Annotated in this window: 16 protein-coding genes; 11 read left to right on the plus strand and 5 right to left on the minus strand. The window is 70.0% G+C overall.

The window, feature by feature from the left end; all coding sequences use genetic code 11:
- Positions 1-357: 357 nt before the first annotated feature.
- Positions 358-1,518 carry a branched-chain amino acid ABC transporter substrate-binding protein gene (locus AB0368_RS10610; RefSeq protein WP_366153558.1) on the minus strand — a complete coding sequence of 387 codons (1,161 nt, stop codon included), beginning with the start codon at positions 1,516-1,518 and terminating at the stop codon, positions 358-360.
- Between AB0368_RS10610 and AB0368_RS10615 the strand changes: the two genes are divergently transcribed.
- The 4 genes from AB0368_RS10615 to AB0368_RS10630 all read left to right on the plus strand — a co-directional run bounded on the left by AB0368_RS10615 (position 1,503) and on the right by AB0368_RS10630 (position 5,649).
- Positions 1,503-3,749: a bifunctional diguanylate cyclase/phosphodiesterase gene (locus AB0368_RS10615; protein ID WP_366153559.1), complete on the plus strand. Its 2,247-nt coding sequence runs from the start codon at positions 1,503-1,505 to the stop codon at positions 3,747-3,749. The genes AB0368_RS10610 and AB0368_RS10615 overlap by 16 nt on opposite strands.
- Positions 3,750-4,284: 535 nt before the next feature.
- Positions 4,285-4,569: a type II toxin-antitoxin system Phd/YefM family antitoxin gene (locus AB0368_RS10620; protein WP_366153560.1), complete on the plus strand. Its 285-nt coding sequence runs from the start codon at positions 4,285-4,287 to the stop codon at positions 4,567-4,569.
- Positions 4,566-4,856 (plus strand): type II toxin-antitoxin system RelE/ParE family toxin, encoded by a 291-nt coding sequence (locus tag AB0368_RS10625; protein WP_366153561.1) that lies wholly within the window; start codon positions 4,566-4,568, stop codon positions 4,854-4,856. The genes AB0368_RS10620 and AB0368_RS10625 overlap by 4 nt, the downstream gene beginning before the upstream one ends.
- Positions 4,857-5,325: 469 nt before the next feature.
- Positions 5,326-5,649 carry a hypothetical protein gene (locus AB0368_RS10630; protein ID WP_366153562.1) on the plus strand — a complete coding sequence of 108 codons (324 nt, stop codon included), beginning with the start codon at positions 5,326-5,328 and terminating at the stop codon, positions 5,647-5,649.
- A gap of 111 nt (positions 5,650-5,760) precedes the next feature.
- Here the strand turns inward: AB0368_RS10630 and AB0368_RS10635 are convergent, their stop codons facing one another.
- The gene (locus tag AB0368_RS10635; protein WP_366153563.1) at positions 5,761-5,937 is read right to left on the minus strand and encodes a hypothetical protein; all 177 of its coding nucleotides are present in this window, start codon (positions 5,935-5,937) and stop codon (positions 5,761-5,763) included.
- 65 nt (positions 5,938-6,002) lie between these two features.
- Here AB0368_RS10635 and AB0368_RS10640 point away from each other — a divergent pair, with 65 nt between their 5' ends.
- The 4 genes from AB0368_RS10640 (at position 6,003) to AB0368_RS10655 (ending at position 10,131) form a co-directional block, all read left to right on the plus strand.
- Positions 6,003-7,430 (plus strand): CYTH and CHAD domain-containing protein, encoded by a 1,428-nt coding sequence (locus AB0368_RS10640; protein ID WP_366153564.1) that lies wholly within the window; start codon positions 6,003-6,005, stop codon positions 7,428-7,430.
- Between the two features lie 52 nt (positions 7,431-7,482).
- Positions 7,483-8,439, plus strand: a complete 957-nt coding sequence (gene ppk2, locus AB0368_RS10645) for a polyphosphate kinase 2 (RefSeq protein WP_366153565.1) — start codon at positions 7,483-7,485, stop codon at positions 8,437-8,439.
- A 290-nt stretch (positions 8,440-8,729) separates the two neighbouring features.
- Positions 8,730-9,659: a ribonuclease Z gene (locus AB0368_RS10650; RefSeq protein ID WP_366153566.1), complete on the plus strand. Its 930-nt coding sequence runs from the start codon at positions 8,730-8,732 to the stop codon at positions 9,657-9,659.
- Positions 9,631-10,131 (plus strand): GNAT family N-acetyltransferase, encoded by a 501-nt coding sequence (locus tag AB0368_RS10655; protein ID WP_366153567.1) that lies wholly within the window; start codon positions 9,631-9,633, stop codon positions 10,129-10,131. Before AB0368_RS10650 ends, AB0368_RS10655 begins: the two co-directional genes overlap by 29 nt.
- Before the next feature lie 369 nt (positions 10,132-10,500).
- On the opposite strand, the gene AB0368_RS10660 is transcribed toward AB0368_RS10655, so the two are convergent.
- Positions 10,501-10,815, minus strand: coding sequence for a hypothetical protein (locus AB0368_RS10660; protein WP_366153568.1), 315 nt, complete (start codon positions 10,813-10,815; stop codon positions 10,501-10,503).
- Between the two features lie 121 nt (positions 10,816-10,936).
- Between AB0368_RS10660 and AB0368_RS10665 the strand changes: the two genes are divergently transcribed.
- On the plus strand, positions 10,937-11,935 hold the full coding sequence (locus tag AB0368_RS10665) for a trypsin-like peptidase domain-containing protein (protein ID WP_366153569.1): 999 nt from the start codon (positions 10,937-10,939) through the stop codon (positions 11,933-11,935).
- A 147-nt stretch (positions 11,936-12,082) separates the two neighbouring features.
- On the opposite strand, the gene AB0368_RS10670 is transcribed toward AB0368_RS10665, so the two are convergent.
- Together AB0368_RS10670 and AB0368_RS10675 are read right to left on the minus strand one after the other, a co-directional pair.
- Complete coding sequence (locus AB0368_RS10670; protein ID WP_366153570.1) at positions 12,083-13,441, minus strand: cystathionine beta-synthase; 1,359 nt, start codon at positions 13,439-13,441, stop codon at positions 12,083-12,085.
- A gap of 53 nt (positions 13,442-13,494) precedes the next feature.
- On the minus strand, positions 13,495-13,851 hold the full coding sequence (locus AB0368_RS10675) for a YkvA family protein (protein WP_366153571.1): 357 nt from the start codon (positions 13,849-13,851) through the stop codon (positions 13,495-13,497).
- Positions 13,852-14,003: 152 nt separating this feature from the next.
- Between AB0368_RS10675 and AB0368_RS10680 the strand changes: the two genes are divergently transcribed.
- A complete protein-coding gene (locus tag AB0368_RS10680; protein WP_366153572.1) occupies positions 14,004-15,125 on the plus strand; it encodes an SGNH/GDSL hydrolase family protein in 1,122 nt (373 codons plus the stop codon).
- A 36-nt stretch (positions 15,126-15,161) separates the two neighbouring features.
- Positions 15,162-15,968 (plus strand): SGNH/GDSL hydrolase family protein, encoded by an 807-nt coding sequence (locus tag AB0368_RS10685; RefSeq protein ID WP_366153573.1) that lies wholly within the window; start codon positions 15,162-15,164, stop codon positions 15,966-15,968.
- The last annotated feature ends 22 nt before the right edge of the window (positions 15,969-15,990 follow it).

Genomic DNA, 15,990 nt, shown 5'->3' on the forward strand with positions numbered 1-15,990 from the left:
GCTCAGGGGATCCGTCCTGACCAGCGGATAAGCCGCCACGACGAGGGGACAGCGACAAGCGCGAGTCGCTGCCCCCTCGCGTCTGAACTCGCTAGTCGCCTCCCAGGCCCGCGTAGGCGCGCCCCGAGCCCTCGCACTTGCAGGTGAGTGCGCGGCGAGCTCGGCGCCTTCCTTAGGCCAGTCCAGCTATCACGCCGAGTCACTCTTGGCTGTGACCTACACGCATCCCGGCACGGCAGCGGATGGCCGCCGAAGCGCGCATATCAGCGGCAAATGAGTGCGGCACGGGACACATGATCAGCCAAGCGCCAGAACCTATACCGTGGCATCTGGCATCACACATCCATTCTTGCAGTGTCAGGAAGTCGGCTTGGTCTGCGTCAGTGCGGTGAATTTGCCGTTGCGGGCCTGTACCCGTACGAAGGTGGGATTCTTGCGGCTGCCGTTGGTGGAGAATCGAACGGGGCCGGTGGTCAAGGTGATGTCGGTGGACGCGATTGCGTCACGCACGGCTCTGCGGTCGGTGGTTGCGGCTCGGCGCACGGCCTCGAGGGTCAGCGCGGTGGCGTCGTAGGTTTCCAGGGTGGTCGGCACCGGATCGACGCCGGCGGCGCTGCGGTAACGCGTGGCCCAGTCTTGTATGCCCGGCTGGAACTGCGGCATGGGGAACGAGGTGCCGTACACACCCTCGGACTCAGCCGCGGTGGCATGCTTGAAGATCTCAGCATCGATGCAGCCGTCGGCGAGCATGATTTTGCCGGTGTAGCCAGCCTTGCGGAGGTCCTTGATCAACCGGCCGGCTTCGACGTAATAGCCGGTGAAGTACACCATGTCGGCACGGCTGTCGATGATGCGTCGGGCGACGGGGCCGTAGTCATCCGCGTCCTGGCTCAGCCTGGTCTGCAGTGTCACCGCGGCGCCGGTGCCAGGCGCCCCGACCGCCGTCGCGGTTGATTGCGCCAGGCTCACCGAGTAGCTGGTGCCGTCGTCGACCACGGCGAGCCGTCCGACGGCGAGTTCGCGCATCCACTTCTGCGCCATCTCGGCTTCGTCGCGGGTGGTACCGGAGATCAGGAAAACTGAGTCGTACCCCGGGGTGAGCAGATCGGTCGAATTGGCCAGAGGTATAACGGCCGGTATGCCAGCGGTGTGGAATACCTTCAGTGTCGGGATGGTGGCATTGCTGCAGAATCCACCCACCGAGGCCACCACTCCGGCGGCGACCAGTTCGTTGGCCGCGACGACCGCGGTGGCCGGGTCGCACGCGTCGTCCTTGATGACCAGCTCCACCGGCCGGCCGAGCAGCCCCCCAGCAGCGTTGACCTCATTCACAGCCAGGCGCGCGGCCGCGGCGTCGGCCTGCCCGGACGGTGCGTTGCCGCCCGAGAGCGGCAGTAGTGCGCCGATTCGGATCGGTTCGGCGGCGGCTGGCTTGTCCGGCGACGCGCAGCCGCCGACGGCGAGGACCGCCGCGGCCGCGCCGAGGGCGACGAGGTGGACCGATGTGGGTCGCAGCATGGCGGATCCTTCCGGTGGACGTCCCCCTACTCGTCGGCGCGGTGGGGATCTGGCTGAACGGATCGCGCGACTTAACTCGGCCGCCATGCGGCCGAAGGGGGATGTGCTGGACGCCATCGAGATCGGAGAGCACCGTGGGCGGAGACGCCGCTGGCCATTCGGCGGTGAGTGACCCGTCGTCGAAGACCCATCGTCGGGGCAGCTTCGCCACGACGTTCGCCCTCGCCGCGGTACTGCTGGGTCTGGGGGGTTTCACCTTCTACGGCAACCTACTGATGACGCGCACGACGGTGGCGCAGAGCGAAGCCCTCACCCTGGACGCGCACTTCAGCGAGGCGCGCAACGCCGTGTCGGTCGCCGAACTGCACACCCGCCAGTACCAGCTCGAGCCGCTTCCCACTGTTCGCGCCCGGTACGTCAGCGCCACAGCCGCCGCCCGCGAGGCACTGCAGCAGGCTGCTCTCAGCGACTCCCGCGACGCACGCGCCGACGCCGATCGCCTACTGAGCGAGCATGACGCGTACCGCGTCGCCGCGGACAAGCTGCTAGACCTCGTCGCGAACGCGGATCCGGACGCCACCCGGATCGACCGGTCAGAGGTCGCGCCGGCCTTCTACACACTGCAACACGACATCGACACGGTCGCCCACCGGTATCATGACATCGCTCAGCGGCAGGTCGCCGAGCTGCGGCAAGCACAGGTCCGAATGCTGTACGCGATCGTCATCGGCTTCCTGGTCGGTCTGCTGCTGATCGCGGTGATCTGGCGACTGGTCCTCAGCTTCCAGCGGCGCCTCGCGCAGCAGGCCTACACCAGCGAACACCTCGCCTCCCACGACTCACTCACCGGGCTGCCGAACCGGATGAAGTTCCACCGCGAACTGGCTGAAACCCTCCGTACCTCCGGATCGGCTCCGGAGCCCGGCGCCGCCGTGATGATGATCGACCTCAACGGCTTCAAAGGCGTCAACGACACCCTCGGCCACCGAGCCGGTGATGACCTCCTCGTGGAGACCGGCCGCCGCATCCGCAAAGCACTCCGCGAATACGACACCGTGGCCCGGCTGGGCGGCGACGAGTTCGCCATCCTGCTGCCCCGAATGCCGGACATCGACGTGGCACGACAGGTCGCCGAACGCATCGCCACCGCGCTCCGGGAAGACTTTGCGCTGACCACCGGACCGGTAGCGATCAGCGGCAGCATCGGCATCGCGATGGAGGTCTCCCCTGTCGACGGCGACGAATTGCTGCGCCGCGCGGACGCTGCCATGTACCGGGCGAAAACCACGGGCTGCGGCGTCGCGGTCTACGACGCCGAGGTTGACACCGGCACGCACGATCGCGACGTGCTTTTCGAGGATCTGCGCGCGGTCATCGACGCCGGGGACCCGACCGGCCAGTTGATCCTGCACTACCAACCTCAGATCCGCATCAGCGACGGGGCGGCCGACGGGGCGGAGGCCCTGCTGCGCTGGCAACACCCTGAACGCGGGATGCTGCCACCAGCGGCGTTCCTGCCGCTTGCCGAGGGCACCGAGCTGGAGACACCCCTGACCCGCATCGTCCTCGACCTGGCCGCCGGGCAGGCGTACCGATGGCACCAGCAGGGTCGCTCATTGGTGGTCGCCGTCAACGTCTCAGCCCGTTGCCTGTTCGACGACGGCTTCACCGAGTCGGTGCAGGAGGCTCTCACCAAGCACCGACTGCCGGCCGAGCTGCTGTGCCTGGAGTTCACCGATGGAGCGATCATGACACGGTCGCAGCATGCCGGCGAAGTGCTGCGTTCGCTGCACGCCCTCGGCGTGCAGGTCTCCGTCGACGACTTCGGTGCCGGATTCAGTTCCATGACGCACCTGCGGCACCTTCCGGCGAACGGGCTGAAGATTGACCGGTTCTTCGTCCGAGACCTGGCCACCCAACAGGACGCGGCACTGCTGCGCAGCCCCACGGAACTCGCGCACAGCCTGCGTCTGTCCGTCGTCGCCGAGGGCGTCGAGGACGTGTCGGTCCTCGCAGTACTGCGGGACCTCGGCTGTGATCATGCACAAGGCTTCGGACTGGCGCGGCCAGTCCCTGCCGAGGACCTACTGGCCGCCTGCGACCAGGCGGAACAACGCGCCCGCGTCGGTCTCAGCACCGTCAGCACGAGCCACAAACCCGCCGTCCAGGCTCTGGTGCCCCATGCAGCGATCGCGACCCACGCAGCGGCAGAGAACACGCCAGCAGGCTGAGGGAACGTTCAGGCTTCCATTCCCCTCGCCGTTGGTCAGCATGGGGCTGATAAACCGTTCGGCGAGCGTCGGCTCCAGACCCCAAGTCAGCTATTCTTTGTCTCAACTCGGGGCCGACCTGGCCGTTTGCTGGCTTGAGGACGCGAAATCTGCTGGTGATCGGCACGTTCGTAGAGCCCCGGTCCCGTTGATCGCGTACGCCGTGGGGTGGCGTCACCGCGACAGCAACATCGCGGACAGGCTTGCCCAGTTCGAAGAAGGCCTCGCCGCCCGATCCCCGTCGCAGCCCCACCACCCCCAAGCACGCTAGCCATGCGAGTGAGAACGGTACGGGCAGCACGAGCGGTCATCCGAGGTGGCGGTCATGGGCCCGCGGCCCCCAACGGCATGACCTGTCGGGTGGGTGTTGCTCGTACCGCCGGCTGACAGTGGGATCCGGGCATTGACACAGCAGGCCACCGGGCTGAGGCCCGGTGGCCTCGTTGCGTCCGAATTCTGTACAGACTTCGCGCCAGAAATCGCCTACACTTCGAGCATGGCTGTCTTGCCGTTCACTGACGCCCGCAACCGCCTCTCGGAACTCATCGACGAGGTGGCCCGGACGCACGAGCGAGTAGAGATCACGAGGCACGGTCACCCCGTCGCGGTACTCATCTCGTCCGACGATCTTGCGGCGCTGGAGGAAACGCTGGACGTTCTGTCCAGCCCCGAGGCAATGCGGCAACTCGCCGAGTCCCGGGCGGCCGTCGAAGCCGGTGACGTCCTCGACGGCGACGAGCTCGCGGCGTTGATGGCGAAGCGGTCAAGGCGAGCGCGGTGACCGACCCGGAGCCCGCCCGCTACCGACTCCAGGTGGCCGGGCCGGCAGCGCGTGCCTTGGCCGGGCATCTGCCCGAGAAGATCGCCGCGGCCGTCTACGAATTCATCACCACCACACTCCTGGAAAATCCGCACCGCGTCGGCAAGCGACTGATGCTGCCGCCGTTCGAAGGCACCTGGTCAGCCAGACGCGGCACGTACCGAGTCCTCTACGAGATCGACGAAGAGGACCTCACTGTGAAGGTGACGGCAATCGAACATCGCGCCGACGCATATCGGTCGCGTTGAGGTCAAAGCTGCCACCGGCCTCTCGGACCGGTTGGGAGCACTTACATCGGGCCTCGTTCCCAACGGATGACCTGTCCGGTGGGTCGTCGTCCAGCAAGCCGGTGAGCCGGCCGAGGAGAACGGGATCGGCGTACACCGAAGCCGTCGCCTTCCACTCGCGTACGGCCTCCGCCAGCACTGACCACTGACCGAGCTCGGCCGAGATCTGCGCGGCTCTGGTGAAGTCCGCCACGAACTGCGGCAGTTCAGAGCGTGGCAGCAGCTGAAGCCACGGGAATTCTTCCGCCAGGGCGGCGACGGCCGCGTTCAGCGGAAGATGGGCGAGTACGTTCCGCAGCGCCCGCGCAGCCGCCAGGTTCGAGGCGGCGGTCGTAACACGTGCGGGTGTAAAAGATCGACAGCTGCCGAAGGCGTCTCACACACTGAATGGACCGACAATTCAGGAGGTAGCCCTCGGGAGGTGTCTACGATGCCCACATTCCACAACGACGAGGAGCAGGCCGCCTGGGTCCTGGCCGAGTCCCTCATCGAGAAGGCGCGGACCATGATGCGGCAGGCCGAGAGTGCCCTCGAGACGTGGCGGATCGGTAAGGAGCTGAATCGGCTGCGGTGCGCCCGCCGGGGCATCAGTGCCTCCGACGCCGAGATCCGGTGGTCGGAGACCGCCAACGCGAAGAACGCGCTGACCGACAACAGCTTCCACGTGTCGCTGGCGACCATGTACTACGGCGCCGCCGCCGCCCACTACTCGCGCGCCCAGTACCTGCGTAATCGCGGCGAGGCCCGGGTGTAGGGCGGCCCCTGGAGAGCCTGCGCACGCACGGGGGACGAGCGCCGGGCTCCCCAGGAGCCTGGAGCCAGTGTGCGAGCGTCGTCTGGGAAACCGCTGAACATCGGCCCCCGATCAGCTGGGAGAAGGCGGAGAGTGTGGCGGGTCTGCGGGGGCCGTGGCGGTCGGCGGCCCGGCGGGCTTCTCGTCCTGCCGCTCACCCTGACCGGCGAGCGTCAGGCCCAGCACGGCACCGGCGCCGATGAGGCCGAGGCCGGCGAGGGACACCCTGCGTCGTTCCGTTTCGTGCATGGCGCAAGCGTGCCGCGCGCTCCTGAGAGGTCGCTGAGCCGCTTCACATCCGCCAGACTTGGCAGATGCAGACGGCCACGGAGAACGAACGCAAGTACGACGTCCCGTCCGGCTTCGCCCTGCCCGAGCTCACCGGCGCCGGCGGCGTCAGCGGGGCCGGCGAGGCGGAGACGCACGAGCTCGACGCGACGTACTTCGACACCGACGATCTCCGGCTGGCTCGCAACAAACGCACGCTGCGCAGGCGGACCGGGGGCACCGACGCCGGATGGCACCTGAAGACGCCCGGCGAGGGTTCCGCCCGTACCGAGCACCGGCTGCCGCTGACCGAGGGCGACGAGGTGCCCGCGGAGCTCGCCGCCGAGGTCCGGACCATCGTGCGGACCCGGCCGCTGCGGCCCGTGGCCACGCTGCGGACGCTTCGCGTCGAGACGCCGCTGTGCGACGCGGATGGGCGTACCCTCGCGCTGATCGCCCAGGACGAGGTCGCCGCGGAGACCGGTGCCGGCACGCAGCGGTGGCATGAGCTCGAGGTGGAGCTGGTCGACGGCGGCCCGGAGGTTCTCGATGCCGTGGAGGGCTTGCTCAGCGCGGCCGGGGCCACCCCCGCCGCCGGGCCGTCCAAGCTTGCGCGGGCGCTCGGCGATCGCCTGGCCACCCCGAAGACCGGGAAACGGCGCAGGACCGACCCCGTTCTCGGGTACGCCCGTGAGCAGCGCGACGCCATCGAGGCCCAGGACGCGGGGGTACGGGCCGGCGACGCCGACGGCGTGCACAAGATGCGCGTGGCCACCCGGCGCCTGCGCAGCACCCTGAAGACGTTCAAGGACGCGTTCGATCCGGAGCACGCGGAGTTCCTCAAGGACGAGCTGAAGTGGCTCGCGGACTGCCTGGGCGCGGTCCGCGACGGCCAGGTCCTCTCGCACAAGCTCGTGGCGGCCGCCGGGGCCTTCCCGGAGGTGGCGGGCCGCATCCGGCAGAAGCTGGACGACGACGTGTCCCGTGGGCGGGAAGAGCTCGTGGCGGCCCTGGACAGCGACCGGTATCTCGGCCTGCTCGACGCCATGGACACGCTGGTCGACGAGGGCCGCCCGGACGACGGGGGCGCGCTGCGCCGCGTCCGCAAGGTGCTGCACCGCGCCGACGCCCTGCTCGACACGGCGGTCGCCGACGGGGTGGACGCCGAGCTGCACGAGGCCCGCAAGAAGTACAAGCAGGCGCGGTACGCGGTCGAGGTGTTCGCGCCCGCCGCCGGCAAGCCGGGCAAGAAGCTGGTCTCGGCGCTGACCTCCTTGCAGGACGTGCTGGGGGCCCATCAGGACTCGGTGGTCGCCCGCGAGGTGCTGCGCGAGGTGGCCGGAACGGCTCCGGACGCGTTCGAGTACGGCGTGCTGTACGCCCGCCAGGAGCGCGTCGGCGAGGAGACCTTCCACGAACTGCCCGAGGCACTCACCGCGTCGCGTCAGAGGAAGGTGCGGGCCTGGCTCGGCTGACGTTCACGTTCCGTTAGGTGGTACGTCGCCGTTCGTGGGTATGAAACCAGATATGGAGCCCGAGAACGACCAGCAGCCCCAGGAGGACGTGACGACGCCTCCGTACTCGGGGCCCGTCAAAGAGCTCGGCGGATACCGGGTCGCCGACGACGATGACGACGACCCGGTGCTGCTCAACGCCGACGGCACCCCGGTCGACACGTGGCGCGAGGAATACCCGTACGGCGAGCGGCTCCCCCGGCCGGAGTACGACCACGACAAGCGCCTGCTGCAGATCGAGCTGCTCAAGCTGCAGAACTGGTGCAAGGCCACCGGGGAACGCCTGGTGATCCTGTTCGAGGGCCGGGACGCCGCCGGCAAGGGCGGCACGATCAAGCGCTTCATGGAACACCTCAACCCGCGTGGTGCCTCCGTGGTGGCATTGGAGAAGCCCAATGAGCGCGAGAGCAACCAGTGGTACTTCCAGCGCTACATCAAGCACCTGCCGGCGGCCGGAGAGATCGTGATGTTCGACCGGTCCTGGTACAACCGGGCCGGCGTCGAGCGGGTGATGGGCTTCTGCACCCGCGCCGAATACCTGGAGTTCATGCGGCAGGCCCCCGACCTGGAGCGGATGCTGGTCCGCTCGGGCATCCACCTGATCAAGTTCTGGTTCTCGGTCTCCCAGGGCGAGCAGCGCACCCGGTTCGCGATCCGCCAGGTGGATCCGGTACGCCAGTGGAAGCTCTCGAAGATGGATCTCGAGTCGCTGGACAAGTGGGACGACTACACCGAGGCCAAGGAGGCGATGTTCTTCTACACCGACACCGCCGACGCCCCGTGGACCGTGGTGAAGAGCAACGACAAGAAGCGGGCCCGGCTCGAGGCCATGCGGTACGTGCTCAACCGCTTCCACTACGACGACAAGGATCCGGAGGTCGTCGGCACCCCCGATCCGGAGATCGTCGGCCCCGCCTCCCTGGCGGTCGAAGGCACCGAATTGTCCCCCCGAGTATTCCCACGCCTGTAGTGAGAAATAAGGCGTTGTCGTCTGCCTCCCCCGGTGGTTAACGTGGCCGTACACGTGAAGGGAGGTGGTCCGAAGTTGTATAGCAACGGGACTCGTGAGGTGGCTGTCCGCTAGCCGCTGTCCTCGACAGCTTCGAGAAAGTTTTCTGTAAGGCGTCGAGACCGTGTGGCAGCGGTGCGGCGAAAACCAGACAGCCACCCGACCCCCGGGGATCCGGCCTTGTCCGACCGGACCGCGCACCGCAAGGCGCGTGGAAGTCCCCGGGGGTCGCTTCATTTCCGGAGGCACCGGTGCGCGAGCTGACGATCCTGGGCACGGCCAGCCAGGTGCCGACCCGGCACCGCAACCACAACGGCTACCAGCTGCGCTGGGACGACGAGGTCATCCTCTTCGACCCGGGCGAGGGCACCCAGCGCCAGATGCTGACAGCCGGCCTGGCCGTGACCCCGCTGACCCGGATCTGCATCACGCACTTCCACGGCGACCACTCGCTGGGCCTGCCGGGCATCATCCAGCGGATCTCCCTCGACAAGGTGCCGCACCCGGTCCGCGTCCACTTCCCCGCGGGCGGCCACGAATACTTCGACCGCCTCCGGCACGCGACCAGCTTCTACGACGTCGCCGACCTGGTCACCGAGCCCGTCGCCGACGGCTTCCGCGCCGAGACCACCGCCGGCACGCTCACCGCGCTGCCGCTGCGGCACTCCATCGAGACGTACGGCTACCGCCTGGCTGAACCGGACGGGCGCCGGATGGTTCCCGCGCTGCTGCAGGCGTACGGGATCAGCGGCCCGGCGGTCGGAGAGCTGCAACGCACGGGCCGCTCGGGCACCGTCACCATCGACGACGTCAGCGCGCCGCGGCCCGGCCAGCGGTTCGCCTTCGTCATGGACACCGGCCTCTGCGACAACGTGTACGCCCTGGCGGACGGCGCCGACCTGCTCGTGATCGAGTCGACGTTCCTGGCCGAGGACGCCGCGATGGCCGCCCAGGTCGGCCACCTGACCGCCGGCCAGGCCGCATCGGTGGCCCGGCAATCGGGCGTGCGCACGCTGGTCCTCACCCACTTCTCCCAGCGGTACGCCGACAGCACCCGCTTCCTCGACGAGGCCCGGGCGGAGTTCGACGGCGACATCGTGATCGCCGAGGACCTGATGCGGGTGCCGGTGCCGCCCCGCCTAGGCTCGTCGCATGAGCGTGCAGCTTCGGCCCCCGGCTGACGACGACCTCCTCGCCGTCGGGGATCTGCACTACCGGTCCCGGGTCTCCGCGTACGCCGGCATCGTCTCCCCCGCCGCACTGAAGTTCGGCAGCCCGGCCGCGCTCGGCGAATGGTGGTCGGAGCGGTGGCGCTGGGAACGCGACACCCACCGCCTCACGGTCGCGGTGGCCGGCGATGTGCTGGCCGGCTTCACCTACCTGGGGCCGAGCGAGGAGGACGGGATCGCGGAGCTCAGCGCCATCCACGCCGACCCCGCGTTCGTCGGCAAGGGGGTCGGCCGGGCGTTGATGCTCGACGCGCTGCCCGCCCTGGCGCGGATCGGGTCGCGGGCGGTGCTGTGGGTGCTGGAGGACAACGGCCGGGCGCGGCGCTTCTACGAGCGCGGGGGCTGGGTCGCGGACGGCGTGACCCGCATCGAGCCGATCGGAAGCGAGCCGGTACGCCAGATCCGCTACTCACGACCGGTCTGACCCGCGAGGCTGCGGCCGTCGGCGCCGGTCTCGTCAGCGCGGCGTCATCAGCGTCGGGGGCAGCGGCGGCGGGCTGGTGCGTGGAGCGCGTGCGGAGGGAGGGCGGGAGCGCGTGACCGAGTGAATGCGGGGGAACCTGTGGTCACGCACTCCCGCCTACCGCGCCCGCCCCTGCCGGTTTTGCGCCTGGCCGGAGGCGCCGACCGGCGGAGGCGTGCCGGTCGATCGGCGGGGCGGGTCCGGGTGCGGGACATCGCTCGCGCTGGCGGGGCTGCGGGGATGTCACCGCGGTGCGGCGTCGGGTCCGGGCCGAGGAGAGTCGGATCCTTGCCGGGGGACGGTCAAGGTCCCGGCCGACGCCTGATCAGGTCAGTCGAAGCGGCCCCGGTTGAGGTCGTCGCTCTTGCGCGTCTCCCGGCGGACCCGGTTGTCGTCGAACACGCCGGGGATGTCGCGCAAGCTGTTGAGGTCGTGGCGCAGCGTCCAGGCCTCCCGCCACGGGCGCCGGGAGGCGACGTCCGCGCGCTCGGCGATGCGCCGGGGGGCGCAGGGCCACCGCCATCCGCACCAGACACAGTTACCGTCGTGACCCGCTTCGGCGTGCCGCCCCAGCATCCGCTGGGCGTCCTGCCAGAGCAGCCGGTCCACGATGCCGGCCGGTGCGGCCTGGTCGACGATGACCATCGTGTACGAACCTCCGTCCTGTGAGCGCGGCGCTGTCGTACCCCATACAACCCCCGGCACCCGGACGCCGATCGGACTGAGTGTGCGACCTTCGCGACTATGAGTGATGGGGTTGTTCGCCGTGGGCGGACGGGGCACGGGCATCGATGCCGACCGGCTCGATGTTGACGAGTCCATGGATACCGAGCACACGGGTGTCGAAACAGGGGCGCTCGATGCCTACAGCCGGGTGGTGACCGGGGTCGCCACCAGCCTTCTTCCCTCCGTCGCCGCGCTCAGTGTGCGTACTGCTCGCGGGGGCGGTGCGGGGTCGGCGGTGACCTTCACCGACGACGGATTTCTGATCACCAATGCTCATGTGGTCGCCGGCGCTACCGGCGGGACCGCCGCGTTCGCCGACGGGAGCGAGAGCCGGTTCGATGTGGTGGGCGCGGACGCCCTTTCCGATCTCGCCGTCGTGCGGGTGCACCAGCCGGGCGCGCCCGCTGCTCCGCTCGGGGATGCCGATCAACTGCGGATCGGTCAGCTGGTCGTCGCGGTCGGCAATCCGATGGGGCTGGCCGGGTCGGTGACGGCGGGCGTCGTCTCCGGGCTCGGGCGCTCGCTGCCCGCCCGCGATGGGCGGCGGGTCCGCATCATCGACGACGTCATCCAGACCGACGCGGCCCTCAATCCCGGCAACTCGGGAGGAGCCCTCGCCGACTCCGCCGCAACGGTGGTGGGCGTCAACACGGCCGTGGCGGGCTACGGGCTGGGTCTGGCCGTACCCGTGAACCGGACCACGCGTCAGATCATCGGGGAGCTGGTCGCCACGGGACGCGTCCGGCGGGCGTGGCTGGGGGTCGCCGGGGTTCCGGTTCCCCTCCCGCCTCCGCTCGCCGAGCGGCTCGGCCAGAAGCTCGGCCTGCGCGTGGTCGAGGTCGTCCCGGGCAGCCCGGCCGGCACCGCCGGCATCTACCTGGGCGACATCCTCATCACCGCGGGCGGCGTGCAGATGCAGACCGTTCAGGCCCTGCAACGTCTGATGCTCGGGCCCGCGATCGGCAAGCACCTCCCGATCACGGTCCTCCGCAAGAACGCCCTGGTAGACGTCATCTCCGTGCCCACGGAGCTCGGCTGAGGGTTTCCGGGCGCGACCACTCACGCACGCCGCCGGGTGCGGGAATCCGCTCATGAGCTCCAGCGAATGGATTCCCGCGCCCGGCCCTCGGCGTGAGCAGCGGTCCGCACCCACCACCCCGCTACGACATCCGGATCTTGACTTTGATCAGCTCAGGTGGGCCAAGAGGTCCTGGCGGGTGAGGACGCCGGCGGGCTTGCCGTCGACAAGGACCATCGCCGCGTCCGACTTCTCCAGCAGCGCGACCGCCTCGCTGACCGGCTGGCCACCGCCGATCATGGGCAGCGACTCGCCCATGTGGCGCTCGATCGTGTCGTGCAGGTGGGCCTGGCCGGTGAAGAGGGCGTCCAGCAGCGCCTTCTCCGAGATCGAGCCCGCCACCTCGCCGGTCACGACCGGCGGCTCGGCCTTGAGGACCGGCAGCTGGCTGATGCCGTATTCGCGCATGTAGTCGATCGCGTCGCGGACCGTCTCGGTCGGGTGAACGTGGACCAGCGGGGGGATCGCGCCGCCCTTGGCCTCCAGGGCGGTGGCCACCGTCGGGGAGCCGTCGCCGGTGGACAGGAAGCCGTAGCGGGCCATCCAGGTGTCGTTGAAGATCTTGGAGAGGTAGCCGCGGCCGCCGTCAGGGAGCAGGACCACGATCACGTCGTCGGGGCCGGCCTTGCGGGCCACCTCGAGGGCCGCCACCACGGCCATGCCGCAGCTGCCGCCGACCAGCAGGCCCTCCTCGCGGGCGAGGCGGCGGGTCATCTCGAACGAGTCCGAGTCGGACACCTCGATGACCTCGTCGCAGACTCCGCGGTCGTAGGTGGTGGGCCAGAAGTCCTCGCCGACGCCCTCCACCAGGTACGGCCGGCCGGTGCCGCCGGAGTAGACCGAGCCCTCCGGGTCCGCGCCGACGACCCGGACGTCGCCCTGCTCCTTCAGGTAGCGCCCGACGCCGCTGATCGTGCCGCCGGTGCCGACGCCGGCCACGAAGTGGGTGATCCGTCCCTCGGTCTGCTTCCAGAGCTCCGGGCCGGTCTCCTCGTAGTGCGAGCGCGGGTTGGCCGGGTTGCTGTACTGGTCGGGCTTCCATGCGCCGGGGATCTCGCGGGCCAGCCGGTCCGAGACGTTGTAGTAGGAGCGAGGGTCCTCGGGGGCGACGGCGGTCGGGCAGACCACCACCTCGGCGCCGTACGCCCGCAGCACGTTCTGCTTGTCCTCGCTGACCTTGTCGGGGCAGACGAAGATGCACCGGTAACCGCGCAACTGGGCCACGAGGGCCAGCCCGACGCCGGTGTTGCCGCTGGTCGGCTCGACGATCGTGCCGCCTTCTTTGAGAATGCCGGCCTTCTCGGCGTCCTCGACCATGCGCAGGGCGATCCGGTCCTTCACCGAGCCGCCGGGGTTGAAGTACTCCACCTTGGCGAGGACGGTCGCCGCGATGCCGTCGGTGACGCTACGCAGCCGGACGAGGGGGGTGTCCCCGATGATCTCGACGACGTTGTCGTAGTACCGCACGTCTTTGTGCCCTTCTCGGTGCTGACCAGTGGGTTGTCAGGTCAGCCTACGACTCAGGACACGACTGTCCCGGGCAGGATGGAGGCGCGTTGCCTCTCCCACTCCAGGAACCGGTCGGTCTCGCTGAGCACGGTGCCCGCCAGCCAGGCGATCATCGCGGCGTCGTCGACCAGCCCGAAGACCCACAGAAACAGCTCAGGGACCACGTCGATCGGCGAGACCACGTACGCGGTCGCGGCGGCCATCATGGCCACTCGCATCCCGCCGTCGTACTCGCCGCGGGCGGTCGCCATCATCATCCGTGGCAGCGCTGCCAGCCGCTTGCCGATCGAAGGGCCCCCACGTGTGCCCTTCATCAGGGCCTTCCCGAGCGCCGTGAACGCGGCGGTACGGTGCAACGTCCTAGCCATGGTCGTCCCCTTTCGCTGTTCTCAGCATGACGTCCATGCGCTAGTTATGCCCTCAAGGCGCGGGGTTCAGGCTTCTGTCGCACGCCCGCGTTAATGTCGAAGACCCCACCATCGCCGGAAGTCGAGCGAGAGCGAGGGATAGCGTGCAGAAGGTGCGCAACTGGACAGAGGCGGATCGCCGCCGGATCAGGCTGGCCGGCCAGGTCGCGGGCGGGGTCACGGGGGCCGCGGCGGGATTCACACTCCTCTCCGCGGGCGTGCTGCTGCGCCAGGCGGCCGACGCCCGCCGGATCATCCCCATGGCCGAGGCCCCTCCCCCACGCGGCGACGGGCTGTACGGCCCGAAGTTCCCCGGCAAGCCGCTGAACATGGTCATCCTCGGCGACTCGACCGCCGCCGGCTACGGCGTGCACCGCCCGCGCGAGACACCGGGCGCCCTGCTGGCCACGGGCGTGTCCCGCCGGCTGCGCCGCCCGGTGCGCCTGCACCGGGTCGCTGTGGTCGGCGCCACCTCCGCCGGGCTGCCGCACCAGGTGGACGCGGCGCTGGAGTACGACCCCGAGGTCGCCGTCATCATCATCGGCGGCAACGACGTCACCCATGCATCCGCGCGGGCCGCCGCCATCCGCCATCTCAGCGTCGCGGTCCGGCGCCTGCGCGCCGTGGGCTGCAAGGTCGTCGTGGGCACGTGTCCCGACCTCGGCGCGATCCAGCCGATCAAGCCGCCGCTGCGCTGGCTGGCGCGCACCTGGAGCCGTCAGCTCGCCGCGCAGCAGACGGTCGCGGTGGTCGAGGCGGGGGGACGCACGGTCTCGCTGGGCGACCTGCTCGGCCCGACGTTCGAAGCGGATCCGGTACGCATGTTCGGCGCCGACCGTTTCCACCCGTCCGTGGAGGGGTACGCCCGGGCCGCGGCGGTCATGATGCCGACCCTGATGGCGGCGCTGGGCGAGGACGACCGGTCGCCTGCCGCCGGACCCGACGGGGTGCGCAGCCTGCCGCAGGCGGCCCAGGAGGCGGTGCGTGCGGCGGGCACCGAGGTCAGCCCGGCGAAGGTGGACGGCCGGGAGCGCGGGCCGGCCGGACGGTGGGCGCAGCTGCGCCGGCATCCGTGGTTCGGCGAGCCGCACAACTGGTTCGGCAACCGGGCGGCGGCGCTGCTCTCCGCCTCTTCGGGCTTCCCCGGGTTGTCCGGTGTTACGCGTGGGTCGAGCCGGTCGGCCGCCGGCGCCGTAGGCTGGACTCCGGAGGATCATCAAGCGGCCGTGGACTGACGGCCGGGCGAGCACCCCACACGGCAGGGAGGCGACATGACGGGCCTGACGGGACGGGTCGGAAGGGCGGCGGCGACCACGCTGTTCGCCTCGGCCGTGGGCGGCGTCGCCCTGCTCGCGGGTGAGGCGATCGCCGCGAAGAGCCGGCGGTACGCGAAGCCGACCATGGGTCTCGCGCTGCGCACGTCGATGGGCCCGTCGTCCGCGCCGACGCTGCGTATGGTCCTGCTCGGCGACTCCGCCGCGATCGGCGTCGGGGTGGAGTGGCTGTCCGAGACGGTCGGCGGCCAGCTCGCCCGGCTGCTCGCCGACGGCACCCCCGAGTCGGGGAAGCGGCATGTGCTGCTGTCCAGCGTGGGCGTCGCCGGGTCCCGGTCGACCGATCTCGCCACCCAGGTCGCCCGGGCCCTGCTCGGCGACCGCCCGGACGTGGCGGTGGTGCTGATCGGCGCCCACGACGCAACCGGCCTGCGCGGGCCCGAGGAGGCTGCTCAGCACCTCGGCAACGCCGTACGCCGGCTGCGCGACGCGGGCGTGCACGTGGTCGTGGGCACGTGTCCCGACCTCGGCGCCGTACGCTCGATCGCCCAGCCGTTGCGGCAGGTCACGGGGTGGCTGGGGCGCCGGATGGCGCGCGCCCAGACGGCGGCGGTCCAGGAGGCCGGCGGCGTCGTGGTGGACCTGGCCGACGAGACCGGCGCGGTGTTCCGAGCCGACGCGGGCACCCTCTGCTACGACGGCTTCCACCCCTCCGCGGACGGGTACAGGGTCTGGGCGCACGCGCTCTTCCCGGCGGTGCTGGACGCGGCACAGGCGGCCGGCAGGCGCTCGATCCAGGAGTAAATAAACAGACATTTCGGTGTGA

It is taken from the genome of Actinoplanes sp. NPDC051475 (genome assembly GCF_040689425.1).
In the GTDB taxonomy this organism is placed as follows: domain Bacteria; phylum Actinomycetota; class Actinomycetes; order Mycobacteriales; family Micromonosporaceae; genus Actinoplanes.